Source organism: Pseudomonas chlororaphis, assembly GCF_001921865.1.
Classification (GTDB): domain Bacteria; phylum Pseudomonadota; class Gammaproteobacteria; order Pseudomonadales; family Pseudomonadaceae; genus Aquipseudomonas; species Aquipseudomonas chlororaphis_D.
The window spans coordinates 285,200-302,314 of sequence record NZ_MSCT01000006.1 but is presented as its reverse complement, the minus strand read 5'-3'; the positions used below and the strand labels follow the sequence as shown (position 1 = coordinate 302,314).

General features: G+C 64.4%; 15 protein-coding genes. 6 read left to right on the top strand and 9 right to left on the bottom strand.

The genetic code is table 11. From position 1 onward, the window contains the following. The first annotated feature begins 37 nt into the window (after positions 1-37). Positions 38-631, top strand: coding sequence for a nitroreductase family protein (locus BTN82_RS06870; RefSeq protein WP_075118405.1), 594 nt, complete (start codon positions 38-40; stop codon positions 629-631). Positions 632-809: 178 nt separating this feature from the next. On the opposite strand, the gene BTN82_RS06865 is transcribed toward BTN82_RS06870, so the two are convergent. From BTN82_RS06865 to BTN82_RS06845, 5 genes are all read right to left on the bottom strand, one after another. Beyond that, entirely contained in the window at positions 810-1,742 is a 933-nt protein-coding gene (locus BTN82_RS06865) for a D-2-hydroxyacid dehydrogenase (protein WP_075118404.1), read from the bottom strand. A 127-nt stretch (positions 1,743-1,869) separates the two neighbouring features. Beyond that, a complete protein-coding gene (locus BTN82_RS06860) occupies positions 1,870-2,163 on the bottom strand; it encodes a YcgL domain-containing protein (RefSeq protein WP_075118403.1) in 294 nt (97 codons plus the stop codon). Then, positions 2,160-3,293: a ribonuclease D gene (rnd, locus tag BTN82_RS06855; protein ID WP_075118402.1), complete on the bottom strand. Its 1,134-nt coding sequence runs from the start codon at positions 3,291-3,293 to the stop codon at positions 2,160-2,162. The genes BTN82_RS06860 and rnd overlap by 4 nt, the downstream gene beginning before the upstream one ends. Before the next feature lie 123 nt (positions 3,294-3,416). Next, positions 3,417-4,100, bottom strand: coding sequence for a class I SAM-dependent methyltransferase (locus tag BTN82_RS06850; RefSeq protein WP_075118401.1), 684 nt, complete (start codon positions 4,098-4,100; stop codon positions 3,417-3,419). 84 nt (positions 4,101-4,184) lie between these two features. Continuing rightward, positions 4,185-5,834: a phosphoethanolamine transferase gene (locus tag BTN82_RS06845; RefSeq protein ID WP_075118400.1), complete on the bottom strand. Its 1,650-nt coding sequence runs from the start codon at positions 5,832-5,834 to the stop codon at positions 4,185-4,187. A gap of 251 nt (positions 5,835-6,085) precedes the next feature. On the opposite strand from BTN82_RS06845, the gene BTN82_RS06840 reads away from it, so the two are divergent. Beyond that, complete coding sequence (locus BTN82_RS06840) at positions 6,086-6,865, top strand: transporter substrate-binding domain-containing protein (RefSeq protein ID WP_075118399.1); 780 nt, start codon at positions 6,086-6,088, stop codon at positions 6,863-6,865. On the opposite strand, the gene cynR is transcribed toward BTN82_RS06840, so the two are convergent. Then, entirely contained in the window at positions 6,838-7,728 is an 891-nt protein-coding gene (gene cynR / locus BTN82_RS06835) for a transcriptional regulator CynR (protein ID WP_075118398.1), read from the bottom strand. The genes BTN82_RS06840 and cynR overlap by 28 nt on opposite strands. A gap of 123 nt (positions 7,729-7,851) precedes the next feature. Here cynR and BTN82_RS06830 point away from each other — a divergent pair, with 123 nt between their 5' ends. The 4 genes from BTN82_RS06830 to BTN82_RS06815 all read left to right on the top strand — a co-directional run bounded on the left by BTN82_RS06830 (position 7,852) and on the right by BTN82_RS06815 (position 11,545). Continuing rightward, on the top strand, positions 7,852-8,511 hold the full coding sequence (locus tag BTN82_RS06830) for a carbonic anhydrase (protein WP_075118397.1): 660 nt from the start codon (positions 7,852-7,854) through the stop codon (positions 8,509-8,511). Positions 8,512-8,560: 49 nt separating this feature from the next. Beyond that, a complete protein-coding gene (gene cynS / locus BTN82_RS06825) occupies positions 8,561-9,031 on the top strand; it encodes a cyanase (protein ID WP_075118396.1) in 471 nt (156 codons plus the stop codon). A 204-nt stretch (positions 9,032-9,235) separates the two neighbouring features. Then, entirely contained in the window at positions 9,236-10,420 is a 1,185-nt protein-coding gene (locus tag BTN82_RS06820; protein ID WP_075118395.1) for a cyanate transporter, read from the top strand. A gap of 186 nt (positions 10,421-10,606) precedes the next feature. Continuing rightward, positions 10,607-11,545 carry a LysR family transcriptional regulator gene (locus BTN82_RS06815; protein ID WP_075118394.1) on the top strand — a complete coding sequence of 313 codons (939 nt, stop codon included), beginning with the start codon at positions 10,607-10,609 and terminating at the stop codon, positions 11,543-11,545. Positions 11,546-11,631: 86 nt separating this feature from the next. On the opposite strand, the gene BTN82_RS06810 is transcribed toward BTN82_RS06815, so the two are convergent. The 3 genes from BTN82_RS06810 to BTN82_RS06800 all read right to left on the bottom strand — a co-directional run bounded on the left by BTN82_RS06810 (position 11,632) and on the right by BTN82_RS06800 (position 17,039). Beyond that, complete coding sequence (locus tag BTN82_RS06810; protein ID WP_075118393.1) at positions 11,632-12,570, bottom strand: LysR substrate-binding domain-containing protein; 939 nt, start codon at positions 12,568-12,570, stop codon at positions 11,632-11,634. 79 nt (positions 12,571-12,649) lie between these two features. After that, the gene (locus BTN82_RS06805) at positions 12,650-13,819 is read right to left on the bottom strand and encodes a fimbrial protein (protein ID WP_075118392.1); all 1,170 of its coding nucleotides are present in this window, start codon (positions 13,817-13,819) and stop codon (positions 12,650-12,652) included. Between the two features lie 196 nt (positions 13,820-14,015). After that, on the bottom strand, positions 14,016-17,039 hold the full coding sequence (locus BTN82_RS06800; RefSeq protein ID WP_075118391.1) for a GLUG motif-containing protein: 3,024 nt from the start codon (positions 17,037-17,039) through the stop codon (positions 14,016-14,018). Positions 17,040-17,115 lie beyond the last annotated feature (76 nt).

Below are 17,115 nucleotides of genomic sequence, written 5' to 3'. Positions count from 1 at the left end.
CACCGTTCATTCTCAAACGTAGCCAGGAATCTCTTTCATGAGCGCCAATCCCCGCGTTGCCGAGTACGCCATCCACCCACAGTTCACCGATCGCTGGTCGCCGCGCGCCTTTACCGGCGAAGCGATCCCCGAGGAAACCCTGCTGAGCTTCTTCGAAGCCGCGCGCTGGGCGCCGTCGGCCTACAACTCACAGCCATGGCGCTTCCTGTACGCGCGCCGCGACACGCCGAACTGGGAACGTTTCCTCGGCCTGCTCAACGAGTTCAACCGCGGCTGGGCGCAGCACGCCTCGGCGCTGGTGATCGTGATCTCGAAAACCACCTTCACCGCCCCCGGCGCCAGCGAGGAAAGCCCGGCCCTGTGGCACACCTTCGACACCGGTTCGGCCTGGGGCCACCTGGCCCTGCAAGCCAGCATCAGCGGCTGGCACACCCACGGCATGGCCGGCTTCGACCAGGAACTGACCCGCAAGGAATTGAAGATTCCCGAAGGTTACGCCCTGCATGCCGCCGTGGCGGTCGGCAAGCTGGGTGACAAGGCGAGCCTGGCCGAGTACCTGCAGGCCCGCGAAGCGCCAAGCCCGCGCCGCCCGCTGAACGAAACCGCGGCCGAAGGCGACTTCAGCCTGTAAGGATGCAATCCCCGTAGCCGCTGCCGCAGGCTGCGTACGATCTGGGCGGCATTCTGACGCCGCGGGCGCCGATCTTGAGATCGCCAGAGGTCCTGCGGACCTTGCGCAGCCTTCGGCAGCGGCTACAGGATTCGCGAAGCCATGCAAAAGGGGCGCTCAGCCCCTTTTTACATGGACCTCAGTAGCCCCGGGCGAAATCCACTTCGCCGCGCAACGTCGCCTTGGCCTGATAGGCCCGCAGGTTGTCGACGAACAGCTGCGCCATCAGGGTCGGCGAGGTCGGCGCCGAACTGTGACCGGTCAGCAGCAAGCCCCAGGCGGTCCAGAACGGATGGCGCTGCGGCAACGGTTCCTGACGGCAGACATCGATCACCGCCCCCGCCAGATGGCCTTCCTTCAAGGCATCCACCAGGTCCGCATCGACCACCGCGACGCCGCGGCCGACGTTGATGAACAGGCCGGTCGGCTTGAATTGCTTGAACAGCGCCGCGTCGTACAGGTCATGGGTATGCGGCGTGTTGGGCAGCAGGTTGACCACATAATCCGCCTCGCCGACCAGGCGCCCCAGGTCCGACAGCGCCGCCACTTCAATGAACGGCGCCTGCTCCCGGGCTTCGCTGGCGATGCCGTACAGCTCGACGCCAAAGGGCAGCAGGAACTGCGCCACGCTCAGACCGATATCGCCGGCGCCGACGATCAGCACCTTGCGCCCGGCCAGGCTCTGGCCGGTGCGATTGTCCCATTTGCGCTCGACCTGGCTGACCAGCCGCGCGAGCACTTCGCGTTCGTGGCCGAGCATGTAGGTGAGCACGTATTCGGCCATGACCTGGCCGAAGATCCCCACGGCGCGGGTCAGTCGGTAGTGGCGCGGCAGGCCGTCGGCGAGCAGCGGAGTGATGCCCGCCCAGGTCGATTGCAGCCACTGCGGCTGATGGCCCTGGCGCAACAGGGTAGCCAGCAGGTCCGGCTGGCCGAGCCATACCGGGCAATCCACGGCCAGCTTCGACAATTCGGCGGAGTCGCCGCTGGTCAGCACTTCCAGGTCAGGCGCCAGCTGACGCAACAAACGGGCATAAATAGCGTGATCGTGTTCGGCAATCAGAACGCGCATGGTTCAAACCTTAAAAAACGGTACAAGCGGCCGCCGACAGAATATCGCTCCATCGATCGCGGCAGCCGCCAGAGGGTGTCGGTTCCATTTTCAACGATGCCCCGGACAGGGCGTCTACAGGTATCCGTCAGACCGGATCATTACGGCGCAGCAACTCTTCGGGCAAGTGTTCGATGTACTCGTCCTCGGTCGGCGGCATCTGCAGGTGGTAACCCTGCTGGTCGAGGTTCTCCAGCACCTGGTGAATGTCCTCGCGCGACAGCTTGCGCTCCGGGGTCAGCACCAGGTCGAAGGCATGCTGCGGCTTGCCGAACGCCAGCAGCAGGTTTTCCGGTACGCGTTCCAGGGCGTCGCTCTTGAGCACGTAGAGGTACATCTCGTTCTTGCGCGGGCTTTTGTAGATGGAGCAGATACGTTTCATGGCTGTTCTCCGGCGGCGGCCAGGCTGTCGAGCAGCGCCTGGCCCATCAACTCGCGGCGCCAGCCACGCAGCGAATCGGGCAATTGGTAGGGTCCGTTGGGGAAGCCGCTCTTGAGCAGGCTTTCCAGGGTTTTCTTGCGCAGCATCAGTTCCGGGACGATGCCCAGGCGTTCGGCTTCGGCCTGGCCCACGGCGCGCAGGCGCTTGAGCAGGGCCGAGGCTTCCATCGGCAACGGCTCGGCGACGGCAGGCGGCCACTGGTCAGGGCCGACACTGCCGGCACGCTTGATCAGGTCCAGCAGGAACTCGCCGTCCTGGCGCACGGTACGCGGATGCATGTCTTCGATTTTCGCCAGGGCGCCGAGGCTGTCCGGCTGGGTCTTGGCCAACGGCCACAGCGAATGCTCGCGGATGATGCGGTTGCGCGGCAGGTCCCGCGCCCGCGCCTCGCGTTCGCGCCAGGCACAGAGCTCACGCAGCACCGCCAGTTGCGCGCGGGACAGTTTCCAGGCCAGCTTGGCCTCGCGGTACAGCTCGTACGGGTCGATCTCGCGACGCAGGTTGGCCACCAGCTCGGCACCGTCCTCCAGCACCCACTGGTATTTTTCCGCGGACAGTTTCGGCCGCAGGCGGGTGAACACTTCGGCCAGGTGCACGGCGTCTTCGGCGGCGTAGCTGACCTGGGTTTCCGACAGCGGGCGTTGCAGCCAGTCGGAACGGGTTTCGCCCTTGGGCAACTCGATGCCCAGCACTTCCTGGACCAGCCGCGAATAGCCCATAGAGAAACCCAGGTTCAGGTAGCCGGCCGCCAGTTGCGTGTCGAACAGCGGCGCCGGCAGGCTGCCGGTCAGGCGCAGCAGGACTTCGAGGTCCTCGCTGCAGGCATGCACCACCTTGACCACCGTGCTGTTCTCCAGCAAGGCCGCCAGCGGCTGCCAGTCGTCGATGGTCAAGGGGTCGATGAGGTAAGCGCGTTGGCCATCGCCGACCTGCAACAGGCCGGCGATCGGGTAGAAGGTGTCGACCCGCATGAATTCGGTGTCGAGGGCGACGAATGGCAGCTGCTGCCACTCGGTGCAGAATTGACCGAGGCTATCGTTGTCGCGAATCCAGTGAATATCGATGGCCACACGGCTCTCCCTTGAAGAATGGCGCGCAGTATATATCGCCCTAGGCGATTTCTGAGCATTCACTCGACAAGAGCCTGCGCGAAATCGGCACCCGGGCCACAAGAATAGTCCGGGAGCGGGCAGCTAGCCCTGTTTGCGCAGGACGTAGACCCGCCACGCGGCACAGCCGGGAATGAAATCCTGGTGGCTGAGCACCTCGAACCCGGCGTCCTTGAACTCGCTCTCTATCCCTGCCCTGCTGATCGGCACCCGCGCTACCGGTTGCAGTTGCAGGGCGCTGTTGCCCGGCAGCCAGTCCTGTACGGCCTTGAAACGACTGTCGATACGCACCGCCAGGATCACCGAGTCGCGGCTGACCCGGTGGAATTCGCGCAGCAACGCCAGGCGCGCTTCGCTGCTGGCGACGTGGGGGAACAGTTGCAGGCAGACGATGCAGTCCACCGCATTGGCCGACAGGCCGATGCTGAACGACGAGCTCTGAAAGGTCCTGACCCGGTTGAGCAGGCTGCTCGGGTGATGGGTCCGGGCATGAGTGAGCATGTCCTGGGACGGGTCCGCCGCCAGGATCACCCGGTTGCCGTGTTCGCCCAGCACCGGCCAGAAACGCCCGGCGCCGCAGGCCACGTCCAGGATCAGGCCCGGCTCGCCCGCCACCTTCAACGCCCGGCGAACCAGGCGTTCGTCCCGCCACAACGACAACCGCCGCCCCAGCCCGAGCGGACGTTCGTCGCCGCAGACGCGCGCGTGCGCCTGGTCGTAGCGCCTGGCGAACTCAAGCTCGATAGGGGATGGCGGGTGCGCGGACATGGAGGTGCTGGCTCTTGTAGGTAGCGGATGGAAAACAGCTTACAGCCCGGGTCGTGAAAAAAAGGTCGAACGCCGCTCAAGGCTTCATTGCCGCGCCAGCACGCCGTCGACCACGCTGCCGCGACAGCCGGCGAACAGGTCCAGGCCAGGCTTGTACACCTGGCTGTCGACCTCCAGCAGCCCGAGCATCGAATGGAACAGGTTGTCCTGGCTCAGCGGTTTTTCCCGGCTCTGTTGCAGGCAATGGGTGTCCACCGAGAACGCCTTCTGATAGCTGTCCGAGAACCAGGCCAGCATCGCCACATGTTTTTGCTGCGACGGCGCGAGCATGTAGGGCGTGCCATGCAGGAACAGGTTGTATTCGCCCAGGGACTCGCCGTGGTCCGACAGGTAGAGCATGGCGGTATCGACCTTCTCCTGGTTGCGGCGCAGCAGGTCGATCAGGGTCGACAGCACATGGTCGGTGTACACCAGGGTGTTGTCGTAACCGTTGACGATGCTCTCGCGGCTGCAATTGTTCAGGGCATTGCTCTGGCACACCGGGGTGAAGCGCTCGTACTCCTTGGGATAACGCTTGAAGTACTCTGGACCGTGGCTGCCCATCTGGTGCAGGACCAGCACGGTGTCCTTGTCCAGAGTATCGATAAAATGCTGCAGGCCCTGCAGCAGGATCTCGTCGCGGCATTCGCTGTTGGCGCAAAGCGCCGGGTCCTTGAGGTTGCTGACGTCGTCGAGGGTGACCCGGTCGCAAGTGCCCTTGCAGCCGGACTGGTTGTCCCGCCAGATCACGTCGATCCCGGCACGCTTGAGCACGTCCAGCAGCCCCTCGCTGTTCCTGGCCTTGGCGGCGTCGTAGTTCTTGCGCCCCATGTCGGAGAACATGCAAGGCACAGACACCGCGGTCTCGGTGCCACAGGAGGTCACGTCGGTGAAGGCGATCAGGCCTTGTTCCTGGCTGAGTTTCGGTGTGGTGTCGCGCTCGTAGCCCAGGATGCCGAAGTTTTCGGCCCGGGCACTTTCGCCGACCACCAGCACCGTCAGCGATTTGCGCGCATGCCCCTGCCAGGTCGGATTGCGCTGGGCGTCTTCGCCGATCTTGACGAATGGCTGGCGCGCCGACACCACCTGCTCGCGCAGGTAGCCGATGGAAGCCCCCACATAGTTGCTCGGCACTATCATCAAGCGCAGTTCGTGGTGGTTGCGAAACAGCGACGCCAGCCCCTGGTAGTTGGCCAGGGCCACCCCGCCGATGGCCGCCGCCGACAACAAGGAAACCAGCAACTTGCTTAACAACTCGCGGTGCCAGCGGCGATAACTAACTGGAGTCTTCCACACTAACCAGGAAGGCAAGACGCCCAATAGCAGGATATAACCGAGCAACTTCAGCGACAGTAAGCCGCGCACTTCCGTGGCATTGGTCTCGGCGAAGTTGCGAAACATTCCGGCGTCGATCAAGACCCCGTACTGGCTCATGAAATAGGCCACGCCAGCACTGACCATGAATAACAGAATCAGCACCGGCTTAAGTACCCGGCGAAACGCCAGCCAGGTCAGGATGATATTGAAGGCACAGAAGATCATCACCCCGAAGGCCACGCGCATGGCGATGCCAGAGGCGTCTGAACTGGTGATGCTGAACAGGTGCTGCCACAACACAAAGTTGCAACCGAGCAATAAAAAGGCGCAGGCAATCAGCGTCACCCATTCGGGACGCAGGGGTTTGATATTGAACATGACGATCTGCTTGTTCCTTGAAAGAAGTGCGTCGGCAACAAGCCAGCTATTGAATGACTTCCCACGACGTCACGAACTTTAGGTAGCCGACCATCAACGTTTCGTGAAAAAGAAGCCAACAAATAGTTGGCATGGCCCTTTGCCAAAACTTTCCCGGCAAACCCGGCATACGACGCGCCTTGCCCCGTGTCGGTCGGGCGCAAATAATGGAGCGCCTCCGGCCTCTCCCCTCGCCCTCAAGGACCGACCGTATGAAAGCCCGCCTTCTTTTCTGCTCGCTGCTGACCCTAGGCGCCCCGGCATTCGCCGCGCCAACGACCTCGCACCTGGACCAGGTGATCGAACGCGGACACCTGAACGTCTGCACCACCGGCGACTACAAGCCCTACACCTACCTGCGCCCGGACGGCGCCTACGAAGGCATCGACATCGCCATGGCGCAGTCCCTGGCGCAAAGCCTGGGGGTCGAGGTGAAGTGGGTGAAGACCCGTTGGAAAACCCTGATGCCGGACTTCCTCGCGCAATGCGATATCGCCGTGGGCGGTATTTCGGTGTCCCTGGAACGGCAGAAGAAAGCCTTCTTCAGCGACACCCTGGGCGTCGACGGGAAGATCCCCCTGGTGCGTTGCGCGGACAAGCAGCGCTACCAGAGCGTCGAGCAGATCAACCAGCCGTCGGTGCGCCTGATCGAGCCGCCGGGCGGCACCAACGAGGTCTTCGCCCGCGCCCATCTGCCCAAGGCCAACCTGACCCTGTTCGCCGACAACGTGACCATCTTCGAGCAACTGCTGGAGAACAAGGCCGACGTGATGATCACCGATGCCTCCGAAGCGCGCTTCCAGCAAAAACTCAAGCCCGGGCTCTGTGCGGTGAACCCCGAGCAGTACCTGCAATACAGCGAAAAAGCCTTCCTGCTGCCGCGCGACGACGTCGCCTGGAAAAGCTACGTCGACCAGTGGCTGCACTTGAGCAAGGCCACCGGCTTCTATAAGGGCGTGGTCGATCAGTGGTTGGCCGCGCCCTCGCCCTGAGCCGTCAACAATTCGCGAAACGCCTGGCAGGCGGCGCTGCGATAAGCACCCTTGCGCCCGAGCATGACCACGCTGCGCGGCGCCAGGGCCGGTTGCAGGTCCAGCGGCCGCAGCCCCGGCTGCTCCTCGGTAATGGCCAGCGGCAGGATGGTCGCCAGCAGCCCGCGGCGGACGATCTCGACAATCGCGCCGATGGAGTTGGCTTCGATGGCGATCCGCGGCGCAATGCCCTGCTCGCGGCAGTAACCCTCGATATGCCGGCGAGTGGCGAAATCGCCGCTGAGCAGCACCAGCGACTGGCGCTCCAGCTCCGCCGCCGTCAGCCCTGGCGGCGCCTCGGGGTGGTGCTCGCGGCTGACCATCAGGCTCAGACGCTCCTCGAACAGGCGCTGGCTGTCGATGTCCGGCAGGTGCTGCCCGGCAAAGGCGATCCCCAGGTCCAGGCGGTCTTCGGCCAGGGCCGCTTCCAGCTGGTCCTGGCTCATCTCCTCGACGCTCAGGGCGATGCCTGGATAACGCTGGTTGAAACGGCTCAGCAGCGGGCCCGCCAAGTAAGCGGTGAAGGTCGGGGTCATGCCCAGGCGCAACGAGCCGCGCTGCAGATCCTGCACGTCGTGCATGGCGCGCTGGGCGGCCTGCAAGTCTTGCAGGGCCAGGCGCGCGTGCCGCGCGTAGGCCTCGCCGGCGTCGGTCAGGCGCACCGTGCGCCCCGAACGATCGAACAGCGGCGCACCGAGGCTGTCCTCCAGTTGCCGGATCTGTTGCGACAGCGTCGGCTGGGACACATGCAAGGCTTCGGCGGCGCGGGTGAAGTTGCCATGGTCGGCCACTGCCAGCAGGTAACGGATATGACGCAGCAGCATGTTGTCTCCTGAGCGAGGCGCTCAACTATAGGCAGTGCTTATGGAAAGCATAACAAGCCAGTCTTGGACCCTATAGCTGAAATTTTCCATCCTTGTGCCCTCAGCGATGCAAGGAGAACCACCATGCAGGCCATCATCGACGGCTTTCTCAAATTCCAGCGCGAAGCCTTTCCGCAACGCAGCGCGCTGTTCAAGCAACTGGCCACCCGCCACACCCCCAGCACCCTGTTCGTCACCTGCTCCGACAGCCGCGTGGTGCCGGAACTGCTGACCCAGCAGGAGCCTGGCGACCTGTTCGTGATCCGTAACGCCGGCAATATCGTGCCCTCCTACGGGCCGGAACCCGGCGGCGTCTCGGCCAGCGTGGAGTACGCGGTGGCGGTGCTCGGGGTCGGCGACATTGTGATCTGCGGGCATTCGGACTGCGGCGCCATGACCGCCATCGCCAACTGCACCTGCCTGGACCACCTGCCGGCCGTCGCCAACTGGCTGCGCCACGCCGAGTCGGCCAGGGTGGTCAACGCCGCTCGCCAGCACGCCTCGGCCCAGGCCTGCCTGGATGCCCTGGTGCGGGAAAACGTGATCGCCCAATTGGCTAACCTGAAGACGCATCCGGCCATCGCCCTGGCCCTGGAACAAGGCCGGCTGAACCTGCACGGCTGGGTCTACGACATCGAAAGCGGCGGCATTGCCGCACTGGACGGCCCAAGCCAGGCTTTCGTGCCCCTGGCCGAGTACCCACACACCTGCGCCCTGGCCGGCAAACCGCGACACGCGGCTTGAGCGCGGCTTTTTCAACAACGGTTTCACCATCCCCAACGAGGAACTCGACATGCTGCAATCGCAATTCGCCCAAGCCCCACGCCTGGCCCTGGCCGACACCATCATCGATGCCAAGGCGCGCAAGGACCTGTCGTGGCAACAGCTCGCCGACGGCACCGGGCTGAGCCTGGCATTCGTCACCGCCGCCCTGCTCGGCCAGCACGCCCTGCCGGCAGCGGCCGCCGAGTTGGTCTGCGCCAAGCTCGGCCTGGACCAGGACGCCAGCCGCCTGCTGCAAAGCATTCCGTCGCGCGGCAGCATCCCGGGCGGCATCCCCACCGACCCGACCGTGTACCGCTTCTACGAAATGCTCCAGGTCTACGGTTCGACCCTCAAGGCGCTGGTCCACGAGCAATTCGGCGACGGCATCATCAGCGCCATCAACTTCAAGCTCGACATCCAGAAAGTCGAAGACCCGGAAGGCGGCTCGCGCGCAGTGATCACCCTGGATGGCAAGTACCTGCCGACCAAGCCGTTCTGATCGCCTTCCCTGGCTCGCGATAAATCCGCGCCGATGACGCGCGGTGTCGGGTCCCCCGCCGCTGCGCGGCTATCGCGAGCAAGCTCGCTCCTACAGGGGGCGGTATCGGGTATTTGATTTTTAGATACCGCCACCGACTTTCTGATTTGCCGGCCTTGCGCCGGCACCTGCCTAATCAGCACCTGCCCCCTTCAAGGCCTGCTGATGGAAAACGCTCGCGCAACAACCCGCCCCGCTTTCTGGCTGATGCTCAGCGTGATCCTGGTGGCCCTGAACCTGCGGCCCTCGATGGCCGCCGTCGGCCCCCTGCTGTCCGGCATCCGCGGCGATATCGCCCTGAGTTTCAGCGGCGCCGCGTTGCTGACCATGCTGCCGGTCATGGCCATGGGCCTGGCGATGTTCTTCGGCATGCGGATCGGCCAGTACCTGGGCGAGCACCGCAGCGTGGTGGTTTCGCTGCTGGTCATTGGCGTCGCGACCGTGGCGCGGCTGTTCCTCGATTCGGCTACCGGGCTGATTGTCAGCGCCGTGTTCGCCGGCATCGGCATCGCCCTGATCCAGGCGCTGATGCCGGCGCTGATCAAGTCGCGTTTTGCCGACAACGTCTCGCTGTTCATGGGCCTGTACGTCACCTCGATCATGGGCGGCGCGGCCGTCGCGGCGTCCTTCGCGCCGCTGGTGATGAACCGCACCGGCAGCTGGCGCCTGGGCCTGGCGATCTGGGCGGCGCTGGCGGTACTGGCGTTGCTGTTCTGGTCCGCGCAACGGGCGGCCCTGCCAAGGCTGCCGGGCAGCGCGACCCGCCACGAATCGTTCGCTGGCAACCGCCGCGCCTGGCTGCTGGCAATCTTCTTCGGCCTGGGCACGGCGTCCTACACCTGTGTGCTGGCCTGGCTGGCTCCCTATTACGTGGAGCTGGGCTGGAGCGAGCAGGACGCCGGCCTGCTGCTGGGCCTGCTTACCGCCATGGAGGTGGTCTCGGGCCTGGCCACCCCGGCCATCGCCAACCGCAGCCGCGACCGGCGCCTGGTGCTGGTCGCGCTGCTGCTGTTGATCGTCGTCGGTTTCTGCGGGCTGATCCTCAGCCCCCGGCAGCCGAGCCTGCTCTGGCCGTGCCTGCTCGGCCTGGGCATCGGCGGGTTGTTTCCCATGAGCCTGATCGTCGCCCTCGACCACCTGGACAACCCGCGCCGCGCCGGCGGGCTGACCGCCTTCGTGCAAGGCATCGGCTACCTGATCGCCGGCATGTCGCCGCTGCTCGCCGGGATGATCCGCGACCGCCTGGGCAGTTTCGAGGGCGCCTGGTGGGCGCTTACCGCGGTCATGCTGCTGATGATCCTGATGGTCCTGCGCTTCGATCCTCGGCACTACCATCGGCACTTCCCATGACCCATGAGCCGGGGGCGCCAACCAAGGGACACGCCGCGCCATTGCGCGCAGGTCGTGTTCTCGGAATTATTTGTCCCCTGGCTGTCCGCGAAACCCCGGCCCGAGGATTCAATTAGGACGATCGTTCCGTTAGCATCTGGCGAGTTTACGCGCGACCGGCGCGAGGTGCCCAACGAGACGGAACCGATGCTGAACAGCAACTTGCTTAGAAAGCTCGACATGCAGGACCTGATGGTGTTCGTCGCCGTGTACGAGCAAAGCAGTGTGACCGGGGTCTCCGAAACCCTGTGCGTCAGCCAGTCGACCGTCAGCTACTGCCTGAAAAAACTGCGCACCGGCTTCGAGGACGAACTGTTCATCAACACCCGCACCGGGATGCGTCCGACCTACAAAGCCACCACCATGTACAGCCACGTGCTGAAGATTCTCGACAGCATCAACCTGTGCCACTCCGGGGCCCAGGCTTTCGACCCGACCCGCGAGGCCGTGACCTTCAATATCTGCGCGCCGGAATACTTCGAGCTGCTGATCCTGCCGCGGCTGCTCAAGGGCTTCGACTTCGCCGACCTGCCGGTGACGGTCAACGTGCACAAGCTGGAAACCGACATCCCCGCCGACGAACTGCGCGACGGCAGCCTGGACCTGGTGATCTGCTTCGGCCCGAACTTTCACCACAGCCACGCCGACCTCAAGTCGCAGATGCTGCTCGAGGACGACCTGGTGTGCGTCTTCGACAAACGCGCGACGCCGCCGCTGGAGCCGCGTTTCAGCCTGCAGGCGTTCATCGAGCGGCGGCATGTCTACCCCACGCCCTGGACCTCGACCACCAACATGGTCGACGGCTGGCTGACCCGCCAGGCCCACCGGCGGCAGATCGTCGCGCGCTCCAACAGCTACAGCGCAGCGCTGAAAATGATCACCGGCACCGACTTCATCCTGACCCTGCCGCGGCGCGTCCAGGCGCTGCTGACCAACGACGCGGTGTTCAGCCATTGCGAAGCGCCCAACGGCCTGCCGGGGTTCACCCTGGACATGCAATGGAGCGAACGCACCGACCAGGACAGCGCCAACACCTGGTTTCGCGAGCAGGTGGTCAAGGTCTGTGCGCAACAGGGCCTGCTATAGACGCAGGCCCTGCCGCGCGCTGGCCGGCTTTCGCAGAAATCCTGCGGCACCGCCAGCAGACACAGCAAAGCCTCTCGCGGCGCAGTTCAGAGCGCCTTGGGCACGGCCGCCCCGCCCGGCTCACGGTCGCTCATGAAGGTCTCCAGCCGCGAACGCAACCAACGTTCGGCCGGGTCGCTGTCGACATGGCTGAGCCAGACCATGGACAGGTCCAGGTTCGGGGTCTTGAACGGGAACGGTTCCTGGAACAGTTGCCCTGACGCGGCCATGGCCGCCGCGGCATAGTCCGACAGGCTGGCGATCATGTCGGTACCCGCGAGCAGCGCCGGCAGCGCGCTGTACTGCGGCACCGACAGCACCACCTGGCGCTGCCGGCCGATCTCTGCCAGCCAGTCGTCGGCAAACCCGCGGACATTGGCCGTGGGCGACACCAGCACATGGGGCCGGGAGCAGTATTCGTCGAGGGTCAGCGGCGTATCGCTGGCATCGGCGCGCAACACGCTGGGGCGGATATGCCGCAACAGCTTGCGCTTGGCATTGGCCGGCAGCTCGCGGGTCTGGGTGATGCCCACGGTGATGTCGCCCGAGGCCAGCAGGTCCGGGACCCGCCAGTAATCGACATGCTGCACCACGAACACGACGTTCGGCGCTTCCAGGCGCAAGGCCCGCAACAGGGGCGGCAGCAGGCTGAACTCGACGTCGTCGGAAAGGCCGATGCGAAAGGTCATGGTGCTGCTGGCGGGGTCGAAATCCCGGGTCAGGCTCAAGGCCAGGGACAAGGCGTCCAGCGCCGGCGACAGGTGCTGGATCAACTCCTCGGCGCGGGCGGTCGGCTCCATCCGGTGGCCGACGCGAATGAACAGCGGATCGTTGAAAATCGCTCGTAACCGGTTGAGCGCCGAACTGATGGTCGGCTGGCCGAGAAACAGCTTCTCCGCCGCCCGGGTCACATTGCGTTCGAGCATCAGGGTTTCGAACACCACCATCAGGTTGATATCGGCCTTGCGCAGTTCGTTGCGATTCATCCGCGAGTTCTCCATCCCCAGGTCGGAGCCCAGTGTAGAAAGGCCCCGCAATCGCGTCTATCGGGATCGCGCCGCGGCCTCAGGGGAAGGTGAAGGTGAACTCCGCCGCGCCGTCGGCGTCGCCGGTCTTGAGTTCGGCATCGCTGCCGGTGCGGATGTAGCCGGCGCGCAGGGGAATCACCGCGCTGTCGCCAATCCGTTGCATGTCGTAGCTGCTGCCGTCATACCGGATCCGCTGCTGGTTCAGGTCGTTGATCATGATGATGCCGAAGCCCTTGGCGGCATTGGGCGAGGCGCTCAGGTTCAGCACCGTGGGATCGGTATGGGTGGCGATCTTGTCGGTGAAGGTGATTTTCGGCCGGGCATTCACCGCGCACTGGCTCAGCTCGATCTTGAACGGCACCTGCGCCGAAGTGGAGCCGACGCTGGGAAAGGTGGCCAGGGAAAAACGCCCCAGCTTCACCGGGACGGTGCGGTACGACTCGACCACGCAGGTATTGGGTACGGTGATTCCGCCCCCGCCCATATCAAGAATGGCGGGGCCCATCAACGCATAGGGCCTGCGACAAATGCCCAGGGGAATGTTGTTGCCCGGAATGCTGACCTCGGCGCCCAGGCTGGCGACGTCCTTGAGCAGGTCGACCGAATACAGCATCAGCGCCGAGCTGCCGTCGACCCGGTCGACTCGCAGTTCGCCACTGGGCAACTGGCTGGGCGGGACCGTGAGAATCAGCGACTGGACGTAGTTGGTCACCATCAGCGAACGCTGGTTCTGCCCGGCGCTGGTGTCATAGCGTACCGGGACCTTGGCCATGGCCACGGGCCGGGAAGTCTGGGTGATGTCCCGGAGAATACCGTCGCTGGAGCTCGCGGTGATCTTGAAGCCGATGCCGCTGACGTTGGTCGGCGCCACGGCGTCGGACAGCGGCGTGCCCGCCGTCCAGTGCGCGGCCGAGACCAGCTCATGAGGGGTGCTGCCTGTCATGCCGCCATAACGGTAGTTGGTCACCAGGGAGACCGGTCGCTGCCACAGCACCGAACCGACCGGTGTGCTGCTGGTCAGGGGCGTCACTTCCACCCAGGGCCTGCCGGCGCCGTTGGTGAATTCACACTGGATCGCCTGGCTCTCCACAATGACGGCGTGCGCCGCGCCAACGAACAGGCCGGGCAGCAGGCAAGCCAGGGCCTGGATAAAGCGGTAGCGTCGAGGTCGATGGCTTGCGCGGCTGAACGCCGATGGCTGGGTCATGGGAGCATTCCTTGTTGAGCCGGGCGCAGGCTGGCGTCTACAGCGACCACTGCGGCCGAGGCTCGATAGGCATCGATGGCCGGTAACACCGACCACCCAAAAAGAGGGGATAAATCCTGATAAACCCCGATACGCCCTGCCAGGGCCTGACGTATCGGGGCCGTTGCGCCTGCCTGTCAGCAGGCAGTTGGTGGGGTTACTGGATCACGCCATAGTTGAGGCCGGCGAGTGGCACCATGCTGGCGTCGCCCATGGCCGAGTTGTAGAGCATTTCCCCGTAGTTGACGCCGACCAGGCCGCCATAGGTTTGATACAGATTCGGCTTGAAGTCGACCTTGCCGGTCGCCAGCGATTGACGCACGTTGCCGCGGTTCAGACCCACCAGGCCGCCCAGTGTCGCGTAGCCGCCACCACCGACCATGCCCTGGGCCAGGGAGTTGACGACCTGGCCATGGTTCTGCCCTACCAGCCCGCCAACCATGCTGCGCGACCCACCGAAGACATTGCCCTTGGCCGAGGCCGTGTCGATGATGTTGTTCTGGTTGCGACCGTTGGTACCCACCAGGCCACCGACGAAGCTGTTGACCCCACCGACCACATCGCCGCTGGCTTCGACTGCGTTCAGGTCGCCGTCATTGAGACCGACCAGCCCGCCAACATGAGCCGTAGAACCGGCGGTGACCTTGCCACGTGCCACCGCATGGCTGACGGAGCCGCTGTAGTTGTTGCCGATCAGTCCGCCGGCGTTAGCATTGATACCGGCAGTAACGTTGCCCAGGGCCTCAGCCGTATCGACCTGACCATAGCTGTTCAGCCCGACCAGGCCGCCAACACTGGCGCCCGCCATGTCGTAGACCGTGCCGGTCGACTTGATGTCGAACAATTTGCTGCTCTGGTTGGAACCGATCAGACCGCCGATCGCCACGCTACCATTGCCGTTGACTGCGCCGCTGGCGCTGGACTCCTTGATCGCGCTGTTGACGTTGAGCCCGACCAGGCCGCCGATGTTGCTGGCGCCAGTACCGCGCACCGAGGCCGAAGAACTGGTGCGCTCGATCACACCGCTCTGGTTGTAGCCGACCAGGCCGCCGACGTTCAGGCCCGCAGAACTGCTGACGACGCTACCGGCGCTCGAGGAGTCGGCGATGTAACCGCCCTTGTTGCTGCCGACCAGCCCGCCAACGCCACCTACCGCATTGCGCTGCATATAACCGGAGACGGCCACATTAGCCATGCTGTTGGCAATACTGCCCGCCCCCATGGCGCCCGTAGTGTTTTCGCCGACCAGGCCACCGATTGAGGAGGTGTAGGCATTGCCCCAGACATTGGACGTCGTCATCGACGCGCGGTCGACAACTCCGCCCGCGTTGAGCCCGACCAGGCCACCGACCACGTTGGTGTTATTGACGTTACCGTTCACCCGCAGACCTGTGGCGCTGACGTTGGTCAGGGTGCCGGTGTTCAGGCCCACCAGCCCGCCGATATTACTGAAGCCGGCGCTGGTGGTGGTGCCGTTGATGGTCATGCTGGCCAGTTTCAGGTTGCTGATGCTGCCCGAGTTCGCCGCGAACAGGCCGACGTTGGGACCGGTATTGGTCACAGTGAAGCCGCTGATGGTGTTGCCCAGGCCATCGAACGCGCCGGCGAAGGCGTTATTGCCGCCGATGGATTTGAAAGCGCCGTAGCCCTTGATGCTATTACCCAGGACATACAGGCCGTTGAGGTTGGTGTTGATATTCTGCAACTGCGCGGTATTTTGAATGACCCCGTACTTGGAGCCGTTCGAGTCGAACCCCGCCCCGGCGCCAGACAGCGTGACCGTGGCGTTCGGCGCCAGCGAATAGCCGCTGGCGTGGTTCAGCCCCAGGCTGCTGTTGGCCCCGCTGAGGCTTACGTTGCCGTTGAGTTTGATCGCTTGCTTGGAGTTCATTTCGACCCGGGCGTTGGCGCCGGTGCTGGTCAGCCCGCCGTTGAGCTCCAGGTTGCCATTGGTCGACAGGGTCAGCTTGTTGCCACTGTTCCAGGTGATAGGACCGCCCACCACCATGTCACCGACGCTGCTGGCCAGTTCGATATTGGTGGTCGCCAGGTTGCGACCCAGGGTATCAGCGTAGGCCGTGTTGCGCCCCGAAGCTGCCGTCGGGCTGACCTTGACCTCGGACGAGCTGATCTTCCAGCTACCGGTCTGGCCGTTGCTGGCCAGGGTGTTGACCCGGGTCGCCAGCTGTACTTCGGTTTTCCCGCCCTTGGTCTCGATGACGCCACCGTTGCCCAGGGTGCCGACGGCGCTGGCGCTCATCGCGCCGCCCACCAGCACCGTGCCCAGGTCGCCGCCGTCGAGGGTGATCTTGCCGGCCACGCCGCGCAGGGTATTGGCCTCGATCGAACCCTGGTTGTTGACCACAGTCTGCAGCATGGTGCCGGCCGTCTTGCTGGTCATCAGCACCTGGCCGCCGTCGGCCTTGAGCAGGCCGCCGTTTTTCACCAGGGCATTCACCGCCGCGCCGTCGACCTGCAGGTTGAGCAGGTTGTTACCGTCGAAGTTCACGGTGAAGGCATCGCCCGCGCCCAGGGCAACACGGCCCATCTGCGCCTGCACGACACCGTTGTTGCTGACGCTGGAACCCAGCAACGCCACGCTGCCGCCTTCAGCCGCGGTGATGGTGCCGTTGTTGATGATTTCCGCTGGCGAGGTGCCCGAAAACTTGTAGTTGCCGGCCTTGAAGTCGTCGTCGCTCAGGTTCTTGGTCGAGGCCACCAGGCCGCCCACGTTCACTCGGGCGCCCTGGCCGAAGAGCACGCCGTTGGGGTTGACCAGGAACACCTGGCCGTTGGAGTTGATCTGCCCCTGGATATCACTGGCATTGACGCCGACCACCCGGTTCAACGCCACCGCGTTTTTACCCGGCTGGTTGAACGTGACTTTCTCTCCGGCATTCACGCTGAAGTCGTTCCAGTTGGTGATCAGCTTGTCAGAGTGCTGGTTGATCGACATTTCCTTGCCATTACCGAAGGTCAAGATATCGCCGGTACCGGAAATAATCTTTTCCCCTGTCGGCAAGGCGAACGCCGATGACATCATTCCACTGCCCAACAAGCTGACCGCGGCCACCAGCATCCCCTTGCGCACCCCGGCCTTGCGCCGACGCCGCGCGCCTTCGGGCGCAACGCTCCAGCAAGCCTGGGCCTGGTTCCAGACCAGTGCATATACCTTGTTCATGCTTATCTTCCTCTTCGCTCACAAACGTCCTGCAAACCATTTGCAGAACGGCCCTGCTCCCGCCGAACCGGCGGGC